The sequence below is a fragment of the Mesobacillus sp. LC4 genome (genome assembly GCF_053543455.1).
In genome coordinates, this window is record NZ_JBGCUB010000001.1 from 707871 (window position 1) to 731145 (window position 23275).

Below are 23275 nucleotides of genomic sequence, written 5' to 3' on the forward strand. Positions count from 1 at the left end.
TGTGACTAGTGAATGAAGGTGAGTATTTTCTCCATCAAAAAAACCTCCCAGGTGTTTTCCCGGAAGGTTCTGCAATGGCAATCACAATTGATTCATGCGCCAAAAAACAAGCATAGGAGTGCCAAAAGGCAATATGCTTACATCAGGCTATAAATCGACTTGGAATGGCTTAAAGGGCAGACTAATCCTATTTCCGGGCAACACGTTTTTTCATATTTGAAAAATCGGGCAGAAAATAAGATTAGTATTTCATCGGCTCTTTACCATTCCCTTCGAATATCATTAATTCACAGTATAACTTGATGGAATATTTTGTGTCAACCATAATATTCCACAAAAAAAGCCTGGCTGAATGCCAGGCGGATTACTTACACTTGTTGTTCAACTTTTACAGAAGTATCTTTTGTTTGATAAATTTTTCTCGCCAATAATGTTTGGATAATAAGGAAAATTCCCCCGATCGTCCAGTAAAGCGGAAGGGCAGAGGGGGCGTTCAGCGAGAACATGACAATCATGATCGGTGACAGCATCCCCATGATCTTCATTTGCTTCTGCTGTTCTACGGTCATGTTCATCATGCTTACCTTAGACTGAAGGAAATAGATCACGCCAGCTGCTGCGGTAATCCATACATCCGAATGTCCCAGGTTAAACCAAAGGAATGAATGGCTGGCAATTTCAGCAGAACCTCTAATTGCATAATAAAGACCCATTAAGATCGGCATCTGGATCAGCATTGGCAGACATCCAACTGAAAGTGGATTCACCCCATGCTTTTGATAGAGGCCCATCATTTCCTGTTGTAGCTTCCGCTGCTCAGCAGGATCTTTGGTTCCTTTTAGTTTCTTCTGGATTTCATCCATTTCTGGCTTCACGATTTCCATTTTTTCTTTCATGTTCTGCTGGTTTTTATATTGTTTTAACATTAGCGGCATTAATACCAGTCTGATCAACAAGGTGATCATGATGATTGCGAGCCCGTAACTTCCACCGGTCAGACCTGCAAAAAGCTGAATCAGCCAAGTGAAGGGATTAATAAATGTTGTCTGGAAAAAGGAACCTTCACTGGTCATAGCCTGGCAGCCAGTTAATAGAATTGGTATAGATAGAACAAAAATCATGGTGTAAAGCTTTTTCATTTTTCTCCTCCTAAATTATAGCTTAGTCATTCACTAAAGGAGAAAAATGGCTGTCTTCATCACCGGGATCAATCTTTATTCTTATTCGTTTAAGGATTCGCAGTTGAAATCTTGTGATGAGGTCAGCTTTGTTTTTAAAAGCTGCATCATAATCAGATGACTTCAATTTGATTTGTAAAATATACGAGTCTATAAATGAAGGGTTACTGAACATCCACAGTGCGGACATCGACATGCTTATTAACAAGGTCAAATAAACACTATAAACCGCTGTTGCATCCACGGATTGTGCATATAATTCAAGTAGCATGCCATCACCTCTTTCATTTTTTGACTCATTAATCAAGTATATTTGAACAATGGCCTATTATCAATATACGATTAAAGGAAATGAAAAGTTTCGTTTCCCAGACATTGTAAATATTGGGCGGGTTTTAAATGGGAGAAAAGAGGTTAAGTATATAGAACAAATCTTCAATAAAAACAGCGCCTATTCGAAAGGGGTAGCGATTATGAAAAAAGTATATGGATTAATGGTCAATTCAGGAGATGCTGATGAGATGCTCTGGGATCACGGAGTATGGGAAACCGAAGAAGCAGCAAATGAATATATAGAAAACGAAATGTCTACCATAAGTGGGGTTTGGGTGGGAGAACTCCAGGTCAATGATGGAATTCCAGAAGCAGCAGAATACGTAGAGGAAGAAATGGTAGAATGCTCATTATGTGCTGTCGAATATAACCCGGAAGATGTCAACACCGATGATTACGACGAAGCAGTGTGCATCAACTGTGAACCAGGTTATAAGGAAAATATGAATATAGCATAAAGCCATGGACTATTTCATGGCTTTTTTATATTTCGCTTTAAATATGTCAATAATGGCAAAGAGGAAAAAAGAATTGGATGAACTAGTTTTGTTTTTTCTTGAAAAAAGCATGGTAAAACCAAAACGTTTTTTAGAATAGGGAAAAGCATGAATTCGTAAAGGGATTGGAGTGGAATAATTGGAAGAAGTTAATTTACATCATATTTTTGAAACTGGATTCTTTTTAGTATTGATTGCTGCCGGGATTACTGCAATAGCCAAGAAGGTAAGACAGCCCTATCCCATAGCACTTGTGATAGTCGGCGCATTAATAGGTTTGCTTAATATTCCATTGCTTGAGCCTCTAAAAATGTTCATTACCGAAGGGGAAATATTTAATTTTGTCATCATTACTCTCTTTCTCCCCGCTCTTCTCGGGGAAGCAGCCTTAAAGCTTCCATTTTCACATTTAAAGGAAAATAAGAAACCGATACTGGCTCTGGCATTTGGAGGAACTTTATTGTCATTCCTGATCATAGGGTTCACAGCCCACTTCTTTTTAGGTCTATCACTTCCAGCTGCTTTTGTTTTTGGAGCATTGATGAGTGCAACTGATCCCGTCAGTGTATTATCCATTTTTAAAAGTGTAGGGGTTAAAAAGAGGCTTTCAGTGGTAATTGAAGGGGAAAGCTTGTTCAATGATGGACTGGCAGTAGTCCTTTTCAAAATTTCTGCCTTTTCTTTGATATCTTACCTGGATGCAGGATGGTCAGGTCTTGGCATGGGGTTATGGGATTTCATAAGGGTCATTTCTCTTGGCGTGATTGTAGGAGGAGCTTTAGGATATGGATTTTCTGTTTTAACCAAGTATTTTGATGATTATCCTTTGGAAATCATTTTTAGTATTCTCTTGTTTTATGGCTCCTTCCTGATAGCTGAAAGCTTGCACGCTTCCGGTGTTATTGCTGTTGTTGTCGCAGCCCTTATCTTTGGGAATTTTGGCTCGAAAATAGGAATGAGCCCGACAACAAAATTGAACATTAATAATTTTTGGGATGTTGCAGCATTGTTGGCCAACTCAATTGTCTTTTTAATGATTGGGCTCGAAATTACAAGAATTGATATGACTGAGAAATGGGGTATGATCGTCTTAGCCATTTTCGTTGTCCTTGTTGCCCGTAGTGCGGCAGTTTATACAAGCATGTCATTCATTAAGGATTTCAGTGTAAGGTGGAAGCATATCTTGAACTGGGGAGGACTGAAGGGCTCACTCTCCATTGCACTTGTATTGAGTCTTCCAAGAAATTTTGATGGCAGGGAAGATCTCTTGATATTGGCTTTCAGTGTCGTTCTGTTTTCGCTTGTAGTACAGGGCTTAACGATCAAGCCTCTTATTTCCTTTTTGGGAATAAACAAAAAAGAGGAGGAATATGGGGAATATGAATTGCTTCTTTCACAACTCCATAGGTATGAAAGTGCACTCAAAGAAATAAATGATGCAAAAGGGAAGTTCTATCTTACAAAAACGGTCACAGATGAATATGTAAGTAAGTATCAGCAAAAAATGGAAATAACAATTGCTGAATTGGATGAATTATACCGCAGGAAACCCGAATTAAAGGAAATGCAATATGAGACTTTACGGAAGGTTATATTTTACGCTGAGCACGAAGCAGTTGATAAGCTATCAAAAGAAGAAATCATATCTTCAGAAACAGCTGAAACAGAACGCAGGAAACTAACGGAATCTATAGTGGAACTTTCCCATGACAAAGAAGGCTGACAAGCTGTCGGCCTTCTTTTTTTCTAACCCCAGTAAGTAATGGTATCCAAGGTGCCTACAAAGATCAAAATGAACCCGGTTGTCTTTTGTACGGCCATGCCGAATTTGCGGCCTTTCTTCATCAATGCTCCGTTCAGGCCGATGTAGGATATGATTGCCGCAAAGATGATCAGCGGGATGGAAGTGCCAATAGCAAATACGGATGGAAGCACAGCTCCGTATGTTGTATTCAGGACGATCGGCATCAGAGTAAAGAAGAATAAGGAAAACATTGTAGGGCAGAATGCGATGGAAAAGCTTACCCCCATTAAAAACGAGCCTGTTTTTCCGCTTCCTTTCCACTGTGGCAGAACTGAAGTCAAGGTGTTCATCCAATTAAATGCGAAAAGTCCAAGTAATGACAGGCCAATCAGGATGAAAAGGGGACCCATCAATTTACGGAACCAGGTGAAAAATTCTGGCAAAACTTGCTGGAAGCTCTGTCCAACCAGCCAGACTGCAAGGCCCAGAAGTGTAAAGACCAAAATTTTACCAAGCAGGAAAAAGAAAATCTCGACCCACTGGCTTTTTGATTGCAGGCTCCTATTGCCATAGTAGGTAATAGCACCAATATTTCCTGTCAGCTGGCATGGGGCAAGTGCGCCGACAAGCCCTAACAGGAAGCTAGCCAATATGGGGATTTGTTCCGTCTGATTCACAAGTGTAAAAAAAGGGCTGCTCAACCAGCTGCTGATTTCAGAAAACAATTGATACATAAAACTCCTCCACTATAACCAATTAGCTCTATGATACTAAAAAAATATCAAAATAGTATGCAGAAAAAAACAGCAGGGACAAATCCTGCTGTTAATGAACAGATATATGGGCCGTCAATAGTTTATATGCATTCTCCGCTTCATCTTCTGATGGAGGTTCGACATCTTTAAGTGGATACTCGAGGCCTAATGCTTCCCATTTATAAACACCAAGCTTATGATATGGCAAAACTTCAAGTTTCTGAACATTTTCCAGTGTGCCAATAAACTCACCTAATTTGGAGAGGTCCTCTATCTCATTGGTGATGCCTGGGACAAGGACATGACGGATCCAGATAGGTACTTGATGATCAGATAAAAAGCGAGCAAAATCCAATATATGATCATTTGCCATACCTGTCAGTTTGATATGTTTTTTTCGATTGATATGTTTTAAATCTAATAGGATCAGGTCAGTATAATTTAAAAGCTCTGCCAGCTGCTCCTGAAAAAGGGGAGCAGTTGAGTAACAACCACCAGAAGAATCAATGGTAGTGTGTACTCCGAGCTTTTTGCACTCCTTGAAGAGTTCCGTGATGAACGGAATCTGTAATAGCGGTTCACCACCGCTAACTGTGATGCCGCCCCCTGATGCTTCAATGAAAGGCAGGTAGGCTTTTAAATCATCGATGATCTCGGAAACAGACATCTGTTTGCCCGTGCCAATTTCCCAGGTGTCTGCGTTATGGCAAAATTGACAGCGCAGGAGGCACCCCTGTGTAAAGATGACATAGCGAATCCCAGGTCCGTCTACGGTTCCAAAGGTTTCAATTGAATGAATGTTTCCGATCATGATGATTTCTCCTTTCTTTAAAACAGGAGTTTCCCTCACAGGGAAGAGAACTCCTGTTTCTGTACACAAAATTTATTTACATTGTTTCATGGAATGTCCGGTTAATGACATCTAGCTGCTGCTCACGTGTAAGCTTGATGAAGTTAACTGCGTATCCAGAAACGCGGATTGTCAGCTGTGGATACTCTTCAGGGTGCTCCATAGCGTTCAACAGAGTTTCTCTGTTGAAGACATTGACGTTTAAGTGATGTCCTTCTTTGATCGCATAGCCATCAAGGATGGATACAAGGTTATTTGTCCGGCTGTCTTCATCTTTTCCAAGCGCCTTTGGGACGATGGAGAATGTATTTGAAATGCCGTCCATTGCATAGCTGTATGGCAGTTTTGCTACAGATGATAGGGAGGCAAGGGTTCCTTTAGTATCACGGCCGTGCATTGGGTTAGCACCTGGAGCGAATGGTTCGCCAGCGCGGCGTCCATCTGGTGTATTGCCAGTCTTTTTGCCATATACGACGTTTGAAGTAATCGTTAAGATTGACATTGTATGCACAGAATTGCGATATGTTGGATGCTTGCGCAGTTTTGTCATGAAGTTTTTCACTAGTTCAACCGCGATGCTGTCAACACGATCATCATTGTTTCCATACTTAGGGAAGTCGCCTTCAGTTTCAAAATCAACGGCAATGCCGTTTTCGTCACGGATTACTTTTACCTTCGCATTCTTGATTGCGCTCAATGAATCTGCAACTACGCTTAAACCAGCAATACCTGTAGCCATCGTGCGAAGGACTTCAGTGTCATGCAATGCCATTTCGATTCTTTCATAGCTGTATTTATCATGCATATAGTGAATGACATTAAGCGTATTGATGTAAAGGCCAGCAAGCCATTCCATTACATTATCGAATTTTTCCATGACTTCTTTGTAGTCGAGCACATCGGAAGTGATCGGGCTAAACGCTGGAGCCACTTGAACCTTAAGCTTTTCGTCAACACCGCCATTAATTGCATATAGCAATGCTTTTGCCAGGTTTGCGCGTGCTCCGAAGAATTGCATCTGCTTTCCGATTTCCATCGCTGACACGCAGCATGCAATACCGTAGTCGTCGCCATATTCACAGCGCATCAAATCGTCATTTTCATACTGGATCGAACTCGTTTTGATGGACATCTCAGCACAATACTTCTTGAAATTCTCAGGCAGGGCAGGTGACCATAGCACTGTCAAGTTTGGTTCTGGTGCAGGGCCGAGATTATCAAGTGTATGAAGGAAACGGAAAGAGTTCTTCGTAACAAGTGATTGCCCGTTATGTGCCATACCGCCGATTGATTCAGTTACCCAGGTAGGGTCACCGCTGAATAATTCATTGTAATCAGGTGTACGTGCGAATTTCACCAGGCGAAGTTTCATGACAAAGTGGTCAACGATTTCCTGTGCTTCTTTTTCAGTAAGTGTGCCATTTTGAAGGTCGCGTTCGATATAGATGTCAAGGAATGTTGCCACGCGCCCGAGGCTCATTGCTGCGCCATTCTGTTCTTTGATTGCTGCAAGGTATGCGAAATATACCCATTGGAAAGCTTCCGTTGCATTAGATGCTGGCTTGGAAATATCGTAACCATAGCTCTCTGCAAGCTGCTTCAATTCATTCAATGAACGGTATTGCTCAGAAATTTCCTCTCTCAGGCGCATGGTGTCCTCGGTCATGACATTGCTGGTCATTCCATGGTCTTTCTTCTTTTGCTCCATCAAAAAGTCAACACCATAAAGAGCTACACGACGATAGTCACCAATGATGCGGCCGCGGCCATAAGCATCTGGCAAGCCAGTAATGATTCCGGCTTTACGAGCCTGAAGCATTTCCTTTGTATAAACATCGAATACGCCCTGGTTATGGGTTTTACGGAAGTCGGTAAAGATTTTCTCGACTTCTTTATCCAATTCAAAACCATATGCTTCACAAGCAGCCTTAGCCATGCGAATGCCGCCGAATGGCTGCATAGAGCGCTTGAAAGGCTGATCTGTCTGGAAGCCTACAACCTTTTCTTTTGCCTTATCAAGATATCCTGGTCCATGGGAGGTGATCGTGGATACTACCTTGGTATCCATATCAAGGACACCGCCATTGTCACGTTCCTGCTTTGTTAATTCCATTACTTGCTGCCATAATTGAAGTGTTTCTTCAGTTGCCCTTTCAAGGAAGCCTGAATCACCAGTATATTCAGAGAAGTTCCTTAGGATAAAGTCACGAACATTGATTTCTTCCTGCCAAGCACCATTTTTAAAGCCTTTCCATTGTTCCATTTGAGTTCACCTCTAAAATAGATGTTTATATAACAGTTACCACACTTTTATCATACTACGGATATAACAGTTTGAGTGTGACATATTTGTGAAAATATGAACAATGCATGATTTATCTGTATTTCGGTTAAATAAATCAGGTGGGATAAAAATCTGTATTATAATTGGATTAAATAATTTGAGATCTGTTATATAAGAATACCTTTATATATTTAATTCTATCAGGAAATTTCGCACTATGTTTATAGTGTTATGTATGTTTTGTGTCATTTCCGGCAAAAGAAAAAACAGGATGAAATATCCTGTTCTTCACAAAGCTTAATCGACGACAATATAGGCGATCATTGGCCCATTATGTTCTGCTGAAGGGTGTGTGAGGCAGATCAGCCTGTACGTTCCTTCTTTATCAAATTGTAAGGGCACTACTGTTTCTTTCCCTTTTTTTACTACACCTTTAATATCAGTTCCTTCAATAATGAAGGGGTGTTCCTTTCCGTTGACTCCCAGTATTTTCAAAGAAACCTTTTCATCTTTCTCGATGAAAATTGTACCAGGGTCCCATCGGTATGCCTCGATTTCTTTACCATCATCGGTGGATGATTTAAACTCACCGGTCACCAAGTGGATTTCCCGGATCTGCTCATTCTGCCCGCCTATTGCCGGGGTGGCATCCGGCTTCAAGCTCAACCAAATAGATCCGATGATGGCAATAAAAGCGATTAGTGCAATAAAGTATAATGTTCTCCTTTTAAACACAAAGAAATGCATTGTTTTCACCTCCTTATTATCCTCTTTAAATATCTATGCTCGTCCCCTTGCTGAACTTGTCTAATTTTTTTTTGAATATCGATTGTATAGATTAACAGGGCAACAACAAACTATAGATTAGATACAAACTAAGGAGGAAAGTATGTACCGTTTATTTACGCATAATGATTTAGATGGAGTAGCCTGCGGAATCCTTTTCAGGCTTGCATTCGGTGAAAAGGCTGATATTCGTTATAACTCTGTTTCAGGGCTTAATTTTCAGGTGGAGAAATATTTTGAGAGAATGAATGACCGCATGAAAAAGGAAGACCACTTGTACATAACCGATTTATCTGTCAACCATGATGTGACTGAAAAAATAAATCAGTTCGTCAGTGATGGGGGAAAGGCAAAACTGATTGACCATCATAAAACGGCATTGCATTTCAATGAATATAGCTGGGGGAACGTAAAAGTAGAGGATGAATCCGGGAAACTGACGAGTGCGGCATCACTTGTATATGACTACTTAGTTCAAGAAAACCATTTGCTCAAAAATGGAGTGCTTGATGAGTTTGTTGAGCTTGTCAGACAATATGATACCTGGGACTGGGATATTCTGAAGAACTTTAAAGCTAAGAATTTGAACGACCTGTTTTTTATGGTATCGATCGAAGAATTTGAAGAACGGATGATCCCTCGTCTAATATCTGGAGATACATTTGATTACGATGACTTTGAAAAGAAACTTCTGGAGATGGAAGAAGATAAAATCGAACGATATATAAGGAGGAAAAAACGGGAAATCATCCAAATCGAATCAGATGGCTTATATGGCGGAGTTGTGCACGCAGAATCCTATCACTCAGAATTAGGGAACGAGCTTGGAAAGGAATATCCACATTTGGATTATATCGCAATTTTGAATTTGGGTGGTAAGAAAATAAGCTTTAGAACGGTCCATGATGATGTAGATGTTTCGGCTGTGGCAGGAGAATTTGGCGGGGGTGGACATGCCAAAGCTTCTGGTTGTTCAATGAATAAGGAAGCCTATAACCGCTATATTGAACAAGCTTTTCCGTTGGATCCGATCAAGCAGGATGCATTTAGAAATACTTATAACTTAAAGAATTCGAAAAAGGGCTGCCTGTATGAAAATCGTGACCGGGAATTGTTCTTGATTTATACCGATGGAACCAGTCATTTTGTTCAGTTAGAAAGTAAAGAGCGGCATGGGCCTTTCGACAGTTTTGAATCAGCTGACCGCTTTTTGAAAAGAGAGTACGGCGCAGCTCTAGCAAGGGATGAAGTTTATATTTCCTATTTGGAAAATATCGTTTTTAATGGAAGGAATTGAAGCGGGCTAGGTTATCAAAATCATTGTAAATTGTAAGGAGTTATTTGAATGTGGGTCACCAATGAAATTTATTGGTGGCCTGTTTTTGTGAAAAGCTGGATGGAAATAGTTTGGATTTTGTGCTTATTATGAATCAACTTAAAAAGATTCGTTTGAAGTTTACATTTTTTTCAGATTATTCCAGTTTGATTAAAAAACAATAACAGTAGACATCTTTCGACAGGATTCTGTTAAAATAGGTGAAGAGAATTGGACACTGGATGTGGTAGGATGAAGAACGCTTTTGGTCTATTTATGTTGTTGTTAATTATCATGTATACTTCTGTAGATTTAGTAGCAGCAGAAGGCGAAGATGCTCCTGATTTGACTTCTGAAGCTGCTGTTTTAATGGACACTCAATCTGGTGCGATTTTATTTGGGAAAAATGAAGAAGCAAGAATGTACCCTGCGAGTCTGACAAAGATTGCTACGGCCATATATGCAATTGAAACAGGTGATCTTGATGAGTTAGTCGTTGTTAGTAAGGAGATTGAGAATATCGATGGAACAAGGGTGTATCTCAATCCAGGAGAACAAGTACCATTAAGGAAACTGGTTCAAGGTATGCTCATAAATTCAGGAAATGATGCTGCATTGGCGATCGCGATGCATTTGGACGGTTCATTGGATAGGTACTCAAAGAACATAAATGAGTTTCTAGAGACCAATACGGGTGTAGAAGACACCCATTTTGTGAATCCGCATGGTTTATTCGATGAGAATCATTATACAACAGCCAAAGACCTCGGGACGATCTTAAACTATGCCATGAATAATTCAGATTTTAGAGAAATATTCGGCACTAAAGAACTGGAATGGGATGGAGAATCATGGGATACAACAATCCTTTCCCATCATCGCATGCTTAAAGGTGAAATACCTTATGATGCTGTCACTGGTGGGAAGACAGGTTTTGTGGATCAATCAAAGCAAACCCTTGCCACCACGGCTGATAACGGCATGTTGAAATTGACGGCCATATTGCTGAAATCGGATTACAAACGAAAAATTTATGAAGATACTGTCAAGCTATTCGACTATGGTTTCGCTAGTTTTAAATCCTCTCAAATTAAGTCAGGGGAAACCTTCGTAAGTGGAAAACTTAAATTCAAAGGTAGTGAGGACCTCCTTTTGACTGAACCAATTGAAAATGGCAAGCGAGTGGTTGACAAAGAAGGGAATCTTAAGATTGAGGATAAGGATGGGGATATCATCCAATCCATTGAACTTAAACCTTTGATTGAAAAAAAACCTGAGGTAAAGAAGGAGGACCCGCCAAAGCCTGATCAAAGTGGATTGCTTTCTGTCAATACTATATTGGGAGCATTGGTATTTGTGGCTGCAGCTGGGGTGTGGGCAATCAACCGTAAACAAAAAAAGAACAGAAGACTTAGAAGCAGGTGATTAAGCCTGCTTTTTTTTTCGGCCTGGTCCCTGAAAAGTAAAATATATGATTGTAAAGAGGCTTTACAAGGAATTAAAGTATTTTTACAGTGTGTTAATAAGAGATTAATAGAGTCCCATTATAGTAGAGAGCGTAGTAAATAACTTATCTGGAGGTCTTAAAATGATTAAAGCTAACTTTAAAAAGAAGATTCTTCCGCTCGCTGTTCTATCAACTGTAGCGTTCGGCAGTATAGTGGGAGCGTTCAACGCTGAGGCTAAAAATGATAAAAAAGATCATTCTGCAGAGATTAAAAATGTCATTTTCCTAGTCGGTGACGGAATGGGAGTTTCATATACTTCTGCATACCGCTACTTAAAGGATAACCCGAATACACCTGAAGCTGAAAAAACTGAATTTGATAAATATCTTGTTGGCAATCAAATGACTTATCCAGAAGATCCTGAACAAAATGTAACTGATTCCGCTTCCGCAGCAACAGCAATGTCTGCAGGAATCAAAACATATAACAATGCAATTGCGGTTGACAATGACGGCTCTGAAGTAAAGACCGTTCTTGAAGCTGCCAAAGAAAATGGAAAGGCAACAGGTCTTGTAGCGACTTCCGAGATTACACATGCAACTCCTGCATCTTTTGGGGCGCACGATAAAACCCGCAAGAACATGAATGGCATTGCTGATGATTACTTTGATGAATTGGTAAATGGTGAGCACAAAATCGATGTCATGCTGGGCGGGGGGCTAAGCAACTTTGAACGTGCAGACAGAAATCTTGCAGTAGATTTCCAGAAAGATGGTTATAGCTATGTAACGAACAAGCAGGACTTACTCAATAACACAAACGAAAAGGTACTTGGACTTTTTGCACCTGGCGGTATGGACAAGATGATCGATCGCAGTGAAGAAACTCCATCTCTTGAGGAAATGACGAAATCAGCAATTCAGCGTTTGAACAAAGACAAGGATGGCTTCTTCCTGATGGTAGAAGGCAGCCAGGTTGACTGGGCGGGTCATGACAATGATATTGTCGCTGCCATGAGTGAAATGGAAGATTTCGAGAAAGCTTACAAAGCAGCTATCGAATTCGCAAAGAAGGACAAACATACGTTAGTAGTTGCGACTGCGGACCACTCAACTGGCGGATACTCAATTGGCGCTAACGGCATCTACAACTGGTTCGGTGCACCGATCAAGGCTGCAAAACGCACTCCTGATTTCATGGCTTCTGAAATTGCAAACGGCGCTAGTGTAGAGGAAACATTAAAGAAATATATCGATTTTGAATCTCAAGATCTGCCTGCATTGACAGCTGAAGAAATTCAATCTGTTAAAGATGCTGCTTCAGGTAAAAAAGCGGACATTGACAATGCTATTGAAAAGATTTTTGATACACGGTCAAATACTGGCTGGACAACTGGCGGGCACACTGGTGAAGACGTCCCTGTATATGCATTCGGTCCTGGTAAAGAGCGATTCTATGGACAAATTGACAATACTGACAATGCGAAAAACATTTTTGACATTCTAGCAAATGGCAAGAGGAAATAATGGATTAACCACTCCCGCAGAACCCTTGGATCTGCGGGAAGTTTTCTAAAAAGGGAGTTCTAAAATGAAAAAATACCTGCAAATAATGATGGCTGTTTCAATGCTGACAGGCTGTTCATTTGCCGAGGCCGAGTCAAACAAGGAGAGTAAAATTGCTGAAATCGTCGTGGATAAACCAACTAATAAAAATACAGATGTTTATGTACCTAATCCGCAAGTGACGGATGACAGGAATCTTGAAAAAGCAGGCGATTCTATTACAGACGAAAAAGGTGAATTAACCCTTAAGTCAGTAAAAAAAGTCAATAAAACCTTTAAACTGGACGGAATAGAATATACAGTCAAAGAGGTAAAGTTGCTGCACTTTATTCCTGATTACAGTCTGATTGATTTCTACCATCCATATACCCATGATGAAGAATTTGATTTTGTTAAAATTGGCGTAGAAGTAAAGAATAATTCCGCCGAAAGTTATCACTTTGGGCCGGTGGCAATGGTGAATATCAATGATACAATTCATAAGACATGGGAAGATGATTTTTACCTTGAGGAACTACATGGTGAAATTTTAGCACGACAAAAGAAGCAAGGGAATCTTGGATTTATCGTGGAAGAGCTTGAGAACCTTGATAAAGTGGAAATTCTCTCAGGAGACCTGGTTGATAAGGATAAAGAGAAAATCGGGGAACCGATCAATCTCGTTGTAAACCTTGAATAAAAGATTGATCGTTTTTAAAAAGGTCTCGGCTTGGATTCATATCTTGAAGCTAAGTTCATTCAATAGTCTAATAGAATGCAGAAAGCCATGAGGAATCATGGCTTTTTTAATACACGTGAAATGTTGGGAAAGCTATCTGCAGCTATTGTTTTAATAATGAAGTAGAAAGAAGCATGATGAATGATATTCCCACCATGGCAATGACCCATAGCCAGGCCGACTGCATGTTGCCTGACTCAAGTGCCACATAGATTGCAGTTGGGGCGGTCTGGGTCTTTCCAGGCAAATTGCCGGCAAACATAAGGGTTGCCCCAAATTCCCCGAGGGCTCTGGCGAAACTTAAAATAAGTCCGGTGATTAATGTTTTTGCTGAAAGGGGGAGAGTAACATATAAAAAAACCTTCCACTCATTTGCTCCATCTACTCTTGCAGCTTCCTCCGCGCCAGGATCTATTGACAGAAAACCAGTCTTGGCTGATTGATACATCAAGGGAAAGGCAACGACAGATGCGGCAATAACAGCTGCCCACCAGCTAAAAATAAGGGGACTGCCGAAAACATGTTCAATTAGTCTTCCTATTGGACTATTAATGCCGAAGATAACAATCAACAGAAATCCCACTACAGTGGGAGGAAGTACTAAAGGCAATGTTAACAGCGTCTCTACAGCTGTTTTACCAATGAAACGCCTCCTTGCCATAAACCTTGCAGCAAATATACCGAATAAAAACACAATCACTACCGACACAGAAGCAATCTCAAGGGAAAGTTTAACCGGACTCCAGAAATCACTGCTCATAAAAAATCATTCCAATGCTGCTTTAAAGCCATATTTTTTGAAAACTTTCATTGCTTGTTGACCTTTTAGGAAATCGAAAAAATCAATAGACTCACTCAGGTGCTCAGTTCCAGCTACTACCCCAACCGGATATACAATAGGGTCGTGAAGTACTTTCCCATTCAAAGGGATCATTCTTATTTTATCGGAAATCAGTGCGTCTGTTTTATAAACAAACCCAGCATCGACATTGCCTGTTTCAACATAGGAAAGAACCTGGCGAACATCCTTAGCAGGAATGATTTTTTCCTCAAGTTCATCCCATAATTGCAATGAAAGCAATGCTTGTTTCCCATACATGCCAGCAGGCACAGATTCAGGAGTGCCAATAGCAATCCTCTCAATGTTGTCGTTCGTTAAAGATTCTGCTGACATGATGTCTTTGCTATCTTTTTGCGTGATCAATACAAGTTCGTTTCTAAGAAGCCTTACGCTATGTTCTTGATGTAAAAGCTTTTTGGAATATAAGTTATCAAATTTATCCTCAGCTGCGGAGATAAACAAATCTACAGGAGCACCCTGGGAGATTTGTTGCGCGAGGGAACCTGATCCGCCAAAATTATACACTATTTTAATTCCTGGATTTTGTTTCATATACAGTTGCCCCGTCTCTTCCATTACTTCACGGAGGCTTGCAGCGGCAGAGACGGTCAATTCCGTTTGGTTTGTTGCACGGTCACCTGCACAGCCCGAAATGAAGAGAGCTAGGGCGGTGAAAAGAATAATATGTATTTTTTTCAATCCTTACATCCTTTCAAACGTCCTTTTTAAACATATACAATAGATATAACTGATTATATCGAAATTAGATGGATCCTACATAGAGAAAATATCACAAGTTGGTGAAAATATCATGATAAAAGGGAGGAGAAAAGATTATAGGGGAAAAGAAAAAACTGCCAGAAGATTGGCAGTTTTGCAACGATTAACGACTCTGTCCAGTTTTTTGATCTATTTGCCTGCAAACCTCTTCTGCGGAAAGCCCGTTTGCCTCAATGACTGATCCTTGTGTTGAAACATCCTGCATCCCCATGACGTTTGAGTCTATACCTGTTACAACACAGCAGTCACAGCCTTGAGAATCAGCTTCTGAGCGCAATTCGACGACATCATGTCCTCTTTCACGCAACGCTTCTGAAATGTTTGTAAGAGATTGTTCTACACCTACTCTTGCCATCAATAACACCTCCTCACTCATATAAGTTGTCCGCGGCAAGAATAAATTATTCTCTGAGCTTCACAATATAAATGCAGACAAAGGAGGTGCAGGGCATGTCAAATAAGCGAAAAAAGGATCCATCAACAATCGGGCTGAATTCAAGCCAGGTGGAAGGGCAGGGAACGACGGCAAGCGAGACAGGTAGCAGAGCAGCTGATTCCTCAAGAAAGAAGCAGAAAAGAGGCTAATCCTTCAGATAGCAAAAACCCCCGGAGGCCATCCGAGGGTTTTTGGGGTTTAGCTATACATTTCAGCAATTTGCTTCTGAAGCTCTTCATTTTCAAGGTATTCGTCATAAGTCACCTGTTTGTCGACCAACCCAGATGGAGTGATTTCCATGATTCTGTTCGCTACAGTCTGGACGAATTGGTGGTCATGAGACGAGAAAACCATTGAACCTTTGAAGTTAATCATTCCGTTGTTCAAAGCGGTAATGGATTCAAGATCCAGATGGTTCGTAGGCTCATCCAAAAGAAGGACGTTTGCACCTGATAGCATCATTTTTGACAGCATGCAACGAACTTTTTCTCCTCCGGAAAGGACACTTGCTTTCTTCAGAACTTCTTCACCAGAGAACAGCATACGTCCAAGGAATCCACGGAGGAAGCTTTCGCTGTCATCCTTCGGAGAGAATTGACGGAGCCAGTCCACCAGTGTCAAATCGCATCCTTCAAAGAATTCAGAGTTGTCTTTAGGGAAATAAGCCTGGGAGGTCGTTACACCCCATTTGTAAGTCCCGCTGTCCGCTTCCATTTCCCCAGTAAGGATTTTGAACAATGTCGTAATCGCGATTTCATTCTTTCCAACAAGCGCGATCTTGTCATCTTTATTCATAATGAAGCTGATATTATCCAAGACCTTTACGCCGTCAATGGTTTTGGAAATTCCATCAACTCTCAATAGGTCGTTTCCGATTTCGCGATCTGGGGTAAAAGCAACGTAAGGATATTTACGGGATGATGGTTTGATATCATCCAAAGAGATTTTATCAAGCAGTTTCTTCCGGGAAGTAGCCTGCTTGGATTTAGATGCGTTTGCACTAAAACGCGCGATGAACGCTTGTAACTCTTTAATTTTCTCTTCTTTTTTGCGGTTTGTATCCGACTGCATTTTCAATGCCAGCTGGCTTGATTCATACCAGAAATCATAGTTCCCCACATAAAGCTGGATTTTTCCGAAGTCCAGGTCAGCAATATGGGTACAAACTTTATTCAAGAAGTGACGGTCGTGGGATACGACAATAACTGTGTTCTCGAAATTGATCAAGAATTCTTCCAGCCATTGGATCGCAGCGATATCAAGGTGGTTGGTAGGTTCGTCAAGAAGGAGAACATCCGGCTTGCCGAATAGTGCCTGAGCAAGAAGGACTTTCACTTTTTCTCCGCCGCCGATATCAGCCATTTTCTTATCATGCAGTTCCTCGCCAATTCCTAAGCCTTTAAGAAGGATCGCTGCTTCGGATTCTGCTTCCCAACCATTAAGCTCAGCAAACTCACCTTCAAGCTCAGCGGCCTTCATACCGTCTTCATCAGTGAAGTCAGCCTTCATGTAAATCGCGTCTTTTTCCTGCATGACCTCATATAAACGGGCATGTCCCATGATGACGACTTTCAACACTTCCACTTCTTCATATTCAAAGTGGTTCTGCTTCAATACTGCCATCCGCTCACCAGGGGTCATCGATACATTGCCTGTTTGCGCTTCGATTTCACCCGATAAAATTTTAAGGAAAGTTGATTTGCCGGCGCCATTAGCACCAATCAGGCCATAGCAATTTCCCGGAGTGAATTTAATATTAACGTCTTCAAACAGCTTGCGGTCACCATATCTCAAGCCTACATTTTGAACTGTAATCATTTATTTAGTAGCCTCCAATAATATATATCCCAAAGATTATAACATGTTTAAATGCTATGAGCGAATGTATGAAACATTTTTTTGTGTATTGGTGTTTCTAAAGGGAACAAAATGGGAAAAGGCGAGAGTAGTAATTGCTAAGTTCGTTCGTTATGGGTTAACACAATGTCCGAGAAGTGTCTATTGGGAAATTAATGATTTTTTTGATTGCCGGTGTCAATTTTTTTGCTCATTTTCACACATATTTCATATTTTTCATGTAAAATAAAACTAGACAATGATGGTAAAAGGAGTTTTTGAAAATGGCTAAAAAGCAGCTGGTTGATTTTGTTAACCGCCTAAAAGAATCAGGGATAAAAGTCAGCTTCACTAAGCCAAAATCAGAATTTTTCTCCCTGAAAAAAACGGAGAAACATCCTACAACAGTGAATTCACATTAAGAGATAGACAGGCTTATCATTATATAGTTTTCTTGATTTACAGTTAAAATGATAAGTAAGCTCAGGAACGTAATTAGACGACAAAAAAAGCGGCTTTCTGCCGCTTTTTTTGTCGTCTATCCTTTATAATTCATCCATTATTTCTTCGAAAACTTCATCTTTATTGAAATCTTCCCCCATAGGGAATTTCTTTATGAATTTATTGTTTTCATCAATCAGATAAGTGAATGTACTGTGGACGTAGAAGCCGTTACCTGGATCCCGATATTGGAATTGGAATGTATCGGCAACTTGCTTAATTTTCTGTTGTTCTGCTAATGTGTCCGCCTGATCACCAGTCAAGAAAATCCAATTTCCGTCATTTTCGAGTCCGAAATTGTCCATATACTTCCTGAGGACTTCAGGGGTATCTCGATATGGATCAATTGTAATAGTTACAAATTGAACATCCTTACCGTAAACACCTTCATTTATTAAGTCTTTTCTCAGAAGGTTCATCTTTTGGGTTGTCGTTGGGCAGATATCCGGACAATGGGTATAAATGAATTCCACAAGCTTGATGGTTTCTTTTTCTTCTCCAAAAGTATAGTTCTCTTCATCCATGGTTACGAGTGTGATGTCCTCTGGAATCTGCGCATTGGCATCCCGTATAAGAAAGAATGATATTCCTGATGTAATACCAATTAATACAATAAGTGAACTGATAAGATAAATTTTTTTCATTACACAATCCTCCCCCTAATAAAGATATAAAAAAAAACAGGAAAATCATATGGACATTGTGTGAACTATGTTTAATGAGTCTTTTTCAAGAAAATGTTAAGTGAATATTCTTGAAATATAACAAATGAGATTTATAATGAATTGTAAAAACATTTTCAATGTCTAGGGGAATAAAAAGGGGACTGAAACTTGAAAGCTGATATAATACTTAAATTTACTTTACAAATCATAGGGTTGATCCTGATTAATAAAGCTGGTTTTTATATTGTTGAATTATTAAACCTGCGAATTCCAGGCAATGTCTTGGGTATGATCCTTCTTTTCCTGCTGTTATGGACGAGGGTAGTCCGGCTTGAATGGTTTGAGGGCGCAGCGGATTTTCTTGTTAAGCACCTATCATTCTTTTTTGTGCCGGTTTCAGTTGGATTAATGACTCTAGGCGGAATGATTGCACAAAATGGGATCCAACTTGCGGTTATTTTAGTGTTGAGTGCTATTGTAGGAATGGTGTTTGCGGGAGGCACTTCCAATTTGCTGATAAAGCGGAAGGAGGGGAAGGAAACTGGAGACTCTGCTCACGATCTTTAGTATTATCATAACCCTGCTTGCGTACCTTTTCGCCAGGAAGGCTGCAGGCAAATATCCTTCCCCCTTAACTTCCCCGGTATTCTTGAGCACGGTGATTGTCATAACCGTTTTGCTCTTGCTGGATATATCTTATAAGGAATATGAACCAGCAAGTGCGATTATGACCTATTTTCTTGGGCCGGCTACTGTAGCTCTAGCGGTACCATTATATCGCCAGAGGAAAATTATCTCTGCCTACGCAGTTCCCGCTCTGTCCGGTCTTATAGCAGGAATCGTCTCGACCATACTCTCAGCTGTGTTCATAGCGTATTTGCTTAACTTATCGGATTTAATTCTAGTTTCTTTGACCATCAAGTCTATCACAATACCTGTAGCTTCCGAGGTTGCCAGGATCATCGGGGCAGATTCGATTTTGGTTGCTGCGTTCGTCATGATTACAGGCATGCTCGGGGCAATGATTGGCCCATTTCTTATGAACTCGATGAAAATTCACGACCCTTTTTCTAGAGGGTTGGCAATCGGTACCATCGCTCATGGAATTGGTACAGCAGAAGCCGCGAGAGAAGGAGAACTGCAGGGCGCAGTGTCAGGAGCAGCAATGGGAATGGCTGCAATAATCACTTCTTTGTTCCTGCCTATTATTCTCCCGGTGTTCTTGTAAAGAAGAGTATGAAAAAGGAAACCTTCACTGGTTTCCTTTTTCGTATTCATTCGATATTACAATACTCGATCGGACAATTTTCACAGTCGATTTGTTGTTTTAAGTAGTCCAGGTTATGAATGATGATTCTTTTTTTGTGTATGGAGATGATTCCTTGATCTCGGAGTTCCCCGAGCATGCGGCTGACGCTTTCTCTGGCGGTTCCGCAGTAGTTTGCTAAATCCTGGTTCGTGATTGGTACATTGATGTGGATGCCGTCCTGTTTTTCCGTGCCATAACTATTGCTTAGCCTTATGAGTGTAGAAAACAGAGCTCCTTTTTTTCCGTTCAAGACAAGGTCGCGGAATTTAGTGATCGTTTTTCGTATATGGTCATTCATCCACTTAAGAAATTGGTAAGCGAGCTGGCTGTTATTGAACAAGGTTTGTTCCAGATTTTCGATATTTACAGCTGCTGCTTCACCATCTTCAACCACTCGTGCATTGAATAAATATCGTGGACCGGCTGTAAATAGGGTTAGCTCACCTACAATATCGTTGTGTTTACATAATCTTAGATACAATTCTTTCCCCTCGGCGTTCATTTTTGAGATTTGTACCTTGCCGGACAGAATAACATACATTTCCTTGGCTTCCTGCCCCTCGCGGAATAAAAAAGTACCTTTCTTGATCTTGACGATCCTTTCCGATGCTCTTATTAATTCACTCATCTCATAAGTTAAGTTATTTGGATTCTCTTGGCTGGCCACACAATCTCCACCTTTTTCGTTCGTTGTTTATACCTAATTTAAAATGAAATATAAACAAGAGGTCAATAGAGAAAATGTGAACAATCTATCTAGGACATGTGGTTTTTTATTTTAATTGGATAAATGTGGTTGACTAAATGAGGGTAAAGGAAGTAATCTAATGTAGAAGAAATATTTTATTTGTTAGGGAGTATGTTTTATGTTAGGTGTCGTTCTTAACTAACCGTTAATTTCATACGGTCAATCCGGATTTTTTATAGGCCTGAGATAGGTTTATTTGATTATGCGCTGGATTGAATGTTAAGAACAATGAACATAGTAAAGCATGCTTGATATCCGTGAGCATAAGCTGTGTCCTTGTACACAGCTTTTTCTTATGGAGAGGTTTGCCTGCAGTAATGACTGCTAGGCATTTTTAAGCCGCTGTGGACTTGTTCCATAGCGGCTTTTTTATATTCTAAGGAGGTAAATTAAATTGAACGAACAAACTTTTACGGTTCTTGGTTACGATAAAATCAAGGAACAGATAGCTGGCTTTGCCTTGACAGAATCAGGTCGTGTGAAAACACGGGAAATGCAGCCGTCGACGAATCAGAAGCAGATTGAATCGTGGCAAGAGGAAGTTTATGAAGCAATCGAAATCCTGCAGATTAGTTCCAGTGTACCAATCCATGGTCTTGATGGGATGGAAACGATTCTTAAAGGATTTAATAAAGGAGTCCCGCTTCGGACAGAACAACTGGTGCTGCTGCTTTCCTTCCTGGAAACCTGCAATAAGATCCGCCGTTTCATGAAGGATAAGGAGTTTGCTGCTCCGAGAGTATCTGCTTATGTCTATGGGATTGAGGAGCTTCCAGAACTTGCTGCAGAGATACAAAGGTGTATCAGGAACGGCCGAATTGATGATTATGCATCAAAGGAATTATTGAAAGTTCGAAAACAAATTGGCATCCAGGAAGAACGTTTGAAAGAGAAGCTTAACCAGCTGTTGAAATCTGCAAAAATAAAACCATACCTTCAAGAAGCTGTCATCAGCCAAAGAAACGGCAGGTATGTCGTTCCTGTAAAAAAGGAATATCGAGGGAAGGTAAAAGGTTCGGTTCTTGACACTTCAGCCTCAGGTTCAACTCTTTTTGTGGAACCAGAGGAAATTGGCTATTTCCAGGATCAGATGGAGTGGCTCTTTTTAGAAGAACAGGCAGAAGTGGAAAAAGTCCTCTTCCACTTGACTGGTCTGGCAGAGGGAAAAGAGAAGGAAATCCGGATGGCCATAGAGACAATGGTTCATTATGATTGCCTGTTTGCAAAAGCGAAATATTGCAGGTCTATTGATGCGAAAAAAGTTGAAATCCATGACGACCCAGTCATTGTATTTAATGAAGCACGCCATCCGCTGCTTGGAGAAAAAGTGGTGCCGTTAAATATTGAAATCGGAACAGATTATCATGCGCTCGTCATTACCGGACCAAATACTGGTGGTAAAACCGTATCAATTAAGACAGCAGGACTACTGATATTAATGGCGCAAAGCGGATTGCTTTTGCCTGTAGGGGCGGAGAGTGCGGCGGGAATTTTTCATAAAGTGCTAGTCGATATTGGAGACGGGCAAAGCATTGAGCAAAACCTGAGCACTTTTAGTTCACGGATTGTCAATATTATAGAAATCCTGAAGGAAGCCAATGACAAGACGCTTGTGCTTCTTGATGAACTGGGCTCAGGGACCGACCCTGGAGAAGGAATGGGTCTTGCAACAGCCATCCTTGAGAACTTGAATAATAAAGGGGCAACTATTTTTGCCACAACTCATTACAGCGAGATTAAAGACTTCGCGGATCATCATGAGGATTTCATGAATGGTTCAATGGAATTTAATCTGGAAACACTTAAGCCTACGTACCGCCTGCGCATCGGAAAAGGCGGGGAAAGCCAGGCCTTCGCGATTGCGCTGAAATTAGGCATACATCCAAAGTTGCTGGAACGGGCCCATCATATAACCTATAAAACAGAGCAAGATTATACATCTTTATTTGAGGATGACCCTGCTGCATTGAAAGAAAGAGAACAACAAATCACAGCAAACAGGCACAAAAGACAGAAGTCATCCAAAGTCTCGAAGAAGCCAGTCAAAGTGTTTGAGATGGGTGATAGTGTGCATGTATTGAGTACAGGGGAATTGGGAGTGATTTTCAAGGGCCCGGACAGTAAGGGGAATTATCTAGTCCAGATCCGGGAGCGCAAGATCGAAGTGAATTATAAACGGCTCAAACTGAATCTGCCTGCTTCTGAGCTCTATCCGGAGGACTATGATTTCAGTATTATATTTGAATCTAAAGAACATCGAAAGCTGTTGAATAGGATGGGCAAAAAACATATTGAAGAAAGTATCATACGAGAAGATTCTTGATAGAATCTAGTTCAAGTTTTAGTTCTGCAAGGAGAGGCTGACTCAAAAGGTTGAATGAATTCAACTCCAAAGTCGCCTCTTTTTGTTTTAAGCCCGTTTCTGGGTATATATTTAATCAATCCTTTGGTTGGTTGTGGGGGTCCCTCTCTTTTTCGAAATTCAAAGTGATCTCTTGAGGGATTTCCCCTATGAATTATCTAGGTATATGCAAGTCCTTTAAAAAAACGCTTAGTCAAGCGAATGTAAACGCTTCGAAAATGGACATAAACAGTTCATGGGGTTATCTATTAACAAACCCAGATTTGAGGTTTAAGATTAATCTAACAGTCAAAAATGTGATTTTATTCACAAATAGAGGAGTCT

At 40.6% G+C, this 23275-nt stretch carries 23 protein-coding genes; 11 read left to right on the top strand and 12 right to left on the bottom strand.

All coding sequences use genetic code 11. From position 1 onward, the window contains the following. Nucleotides 1-368 precede the first annotated feature (368 nt). Both yidC and AB5I83_RS03675 read right to left on the bottom strand, forming a co-directional pair. Nucleotides 369-1139 (bottom strand): membrane protein insertase YidC, encoded by a 771-nt coding sequence (gene yidC / locus AB5I83_RS03670; RefSeq protein WP_448972893.1) that lies wholly within the window; start codon nucleotides 1137-1139, stop codon nucleotides 369-371. A 22-nt stretch (nucleotides 1140-1161) separates the two neighbouring features. Then, nucleotides 1162-1449, bottom strand: a complete 288-nt coding sequence (locus tag AB5I83_RS03675; RefSeq protein ID WP_448972894.1) for a hypothetical protein — start codon at nucleotides 1447-1449, stop codon at nucleotides 1162-1164. A 202-nt stretch (nucleotides 1450-1651) separates the two neighbouring features. On the opposite strand from AB5I83_RS03675, the gene AB5I83_RS03680 reads away from it, so the two are divergent. Together AB5I83_RS03680 and AB5I83_RS03685 are read left to right on the top strand one after the other, a co-directional pair. Beyond that, nucleotides 1652-1969 carry a hypothetical protein gene (locus tag AB5I83_RS03680; protein WP_448972896.1) on the top strand — a complete coding sequence of 106 codons (318 nt, stop codon included), beginning with the start codon at nucleotides 1652-1654 and terminating at the stop codon, nucleotides 1967-1969. Nucleotides 1970-2147: 178 nt separating this feature from the next. Continuing rightward, the gene (locus tag AB5I83_RS03685; protein WP_448972898.1) at nucleotides 2148-3731 is read left to right on the top strand and encodes a cation:proton antiporter; all 1584 of its coding nucleotides are present in this window, start codon (nucleotides 2148-2150) and stop codon (nucleotides 3729-3731) included. A 23-nt stretch (nucleotides 3732-3754) separates the two neighbouring features. Here the strand turns inward: AB5I83_RS03685 and AB5I83_RS03690 are convergent, their stop codons facing one another. The 4 genes from AB5I83_RS03690 to AB5I83_RS03705 form a co-directional block, all read right to left on the bottom strand. Then, the gene (locus tag AB5I83_RS03690) at nucleotides 3755-4486 is read right to left on the bottom strand and encodes an urease accessory protein UreH domain-containing protein (RefSeq protein WP_448972899.1); all 732 of its coding nucleotides are present in this window, start codon (nucleotides 4484-4486) and stop codon (nucleotides 3755-3757) included. 91 nt (nucleotides 4487-4577) lie between these two features. Continuing rightward, nucleotides 4578-5318 (bottom strand): pyruvate formate-lyase-activating protein, encoded by a 741-nt coding sequence (gene pflA, locus AB5I83_RS03695; protein ID WP_448972901.1) that lies wholly within the window; start codon nucleotides 5316-5318, stop codon nucleotides 4578-4580. A gap of 76 nt (nucleotides 5319-5394) precedes the next feature. Next, the gene (pflB, locus tag AB5I83_RS03700) at nucleotides 5395-7620 is read right to left on the bottom strand and encodes a formate C-acetyltransferase (protein WP_448972903.1); all 2226 of its coding nucleotides are present in this window, start codon (nucleotides 7618-7620) and stop codon (nucleotides 5395-5397) included. Between the two features lie 318 nt (nucleotides 7621-7938). Further along, complete coding sequence (locus AB5I83_RS03705; protein ID WP_448972904.1) at nucleotides 7939-8388, bottom strand: hypothetical protein; 450 nt, start codon at nucleotides 8386-8388, stop codon at nucleotides 7939-7941. Nucleotides 8389-8530: 142 nt separating this feature from the next. Here AB5I83_RS03705 and AB5I83_RS03710 point away from each other — a divergent pair, with 142 nt between their 5' ends. The 4 genes from AB5I83_RS03710 (at nucleotide 8531) to AB5I83_RS03725 (ending at nucleotide 13434) form a co-directional block, all read left to right on the top strand. Beyond that, nucleotides 8531-9724, top strand: a complete 1194-nt coding sequence (locus AB5I83_RS03710; RefSeq protein WP_448972906.1) for a DHH family phosphoesterase — start codon at nucleotides 8531-8533, stop codon at nucleotides 9722-9724. 270 nt (nucleotides 9725-9994) lie between these two features. Then, nucleotides 9995-11167, top strand: a complete 1173-nt coding sequence (locus tag AB5I83_RS03715) for a D-alanyl-D-alanine carboxypeptidase family protein (protein ID WP_448972907.1) — start codon at nucleotides 9995-9997, stop codon at nucleotides 11165-11167. Nucleotides 11168-11330: 163 nt separating this feature from the next. Beyond that, a complete protein-coding gene (locus AB5I83_RS03720) occupies nucleotides 11331-12716 on the top strand; it encodes an alkaline phosphatase (protein ID WP_448972909.1) in 1386 nt (461 codons plus the stop codon). A 64-nt stretch (nucleotides 12717-12780) separates the two neighbouring features. Further along, a complete protein-coding gene (locus AB5I83_RS03725; RefSeq protein ID WP_448972911.1) occupies nucleotides 12781-13434 on the top strand; it encodes a DUF4352 domain-containing protein in 654 nt (217 codons plus the stop codon). Nucleotides 13435-13576: 142 nt separating this feature from the next. On the opposite strand, the gene modB is transcribed toward AB5I83_RS03725, so the two are convergent. From modB to AB5I83_RS03740, 3 genes are all read right to left on the bottom strand, one after another. Continuing rightward, on the bottom strand, nucleotides 13577-14233 hold the full coding sequence (modB, locus tag AB5I83_RS03730; protein ID WP_448972913.1) for a molybdate ABC transporter permease subunit: 657 nt from the start codon (nucleotides 14231-14233) through the stop codon (nucleotides 13577-13579). A 6-nt stretch (nucleotides 14234-14239) separates the two neighbouring features. Further along, entirely contained in the window at nucleotides 14240-15013 is a 774-nt protein-coding gene (modA, locus tag AB5I83_RS03735; RefSeq protein WP_448972914.1) for a molybdate ABC transporter substrate-binding protein, read from the bottom strand. A 184-nt stretch (nucleotides 15014-15197) separates the two neighbouring features. Continuing rightward, on the bottom strand, nucleotides 15198-15449 hold the full coding sequence (locus AB5I83_RS03740; protein ID WP_448972916.1) for a YkuS family protein: 252 nt from the start codon (nucleotides 15447-15449) through the stop codon (nucleotides 15198-15200). A gap of 95 nt (nucleotides 15450-15544) precedes the next feature. Here AB5I83_RS03740 and AB5I83_RS03745 point away from each other — a divergent pair, with 95 nt between their 5' ends. Then, nucleotides 15545-15679, top strand: a complete 135-nt coding sequence (locus AB5I83_RS03745) for a YuzL family protein (protein WP_226085147.1) — start codon at nucleotides 15545-15547, stop codon at nucleotides 15677-15679. Between the two features lie 49 nt (nucleotides 15680-15728). Here AB5I83_RS03745 and AB5I83_RS03750 read toward each other — a convergent pair whose 3' ends face one another. After that, nucleotides 15729-17348 (bottom strand): ABC-F family ATP-binding cassette domain-containing protein, encoded by a 1620-nt coding sequence (locus AB5I83_RS03750; protein ID WP_448972918.1) that lies wholly within the window; start codon nucleotides 17346-17348, stop codon nucleotides 15729-15731. Between the two features lie 302 nt (nucleotides 17349-17650). Here AB5I83_RS03750 and AB5I83_RS03755 point away from each other — a divergent pair, with 302 nt between their 5' ends. After that, a complete protein-coding gene (locus tag AB5I83_RS03755) occupies nucleotides 17651-17788 on the top strand; it encodes a hypothetical protein (protein WP_167832465.1) in 138 nt (45 codons plus the stop codon). A gap of 123 nt (nucleotides 17789-17911) precedes the next feature. Here AB5I83_RS03755 and AB5I83_RS03760 read toward each other — a convergent pair whose 3' ends face one another. Beyond that, nucleotides 17912-18511 carry an SCO family protein gene (locus tag AB5I83_RS03760; RefSeq protein ID WP_448972920.1) on the bottom strand — a complete coding sequence of 200 codons (600 nt, stop codon included), beginning with the start codon at nucleotides 18509-18511 and terminating at the stop codon, nucleotides 17912-17914. Nucleotides 18512-18700: 189 nt separating this feature from the next. Between AB5I83_RS03760 and AB5I83_RS03765 the strand changes: the two genes are divergently transcribed. Together AB5I83_RS03765 and AB5I83_RS03770 are read left to right on the top strand one after the other, a co-directional pair. Further along, a complete protein-coding gene (locus AB5I83_RS03765) occupies nucleotides 18701-19099 on the top strand; it encodes a CidA/LrgA family protein (protein WP_448972922.1) in 399 nt (132 codons plus the stop codon). 13 nt (nucleotides 19100-19112) lie between these two features. Then, on the top strand, nucleotides 19113-19760 hold the full coding sequence (locus AB5I83_RS03770; protein ID WP_448973902.1) for an LrgB family protein: 648 nt from the start codon (nucleotides 19113-19115) through the stop codon (nucleotides 19758-19760). Nucleotides 19761-19806: 46 nt separating this feature from the next. On the opposite strand, the gene AB5I83_RS03775 is transcribed toward AB5I83_RS03770, so the two are convergent. Then, nucleotides 19807-20469, bottom strand: a complete 663-nt coding sequence (locus tag AB5I83_RS03775; RefSeq protein WP_448973904.1) for a Crp/Fnr family transcriptional regulator — start codon at nucleotides 20467-20469, stop codon at nucleotides 19807-19809. A gap of 514 nt (nucleotides 20470-20983) precedes the next feature. Here AB5I83_RS03775 and AB5I83_RS03780 point away from each other — a divergent pair. Further along, nucleotides 20984-22912, top strand: a complete 1929-nt coding sequence (locus AB5I83_RS03780) for an endonuclease MutS2 (protein ID WP_448972924.1) — start codon at nucleotides 20984-20986, stop codon at nucleotides 22910-22912. Nucleotides 22913-23275: the final 363 nt, after the last annotated feature.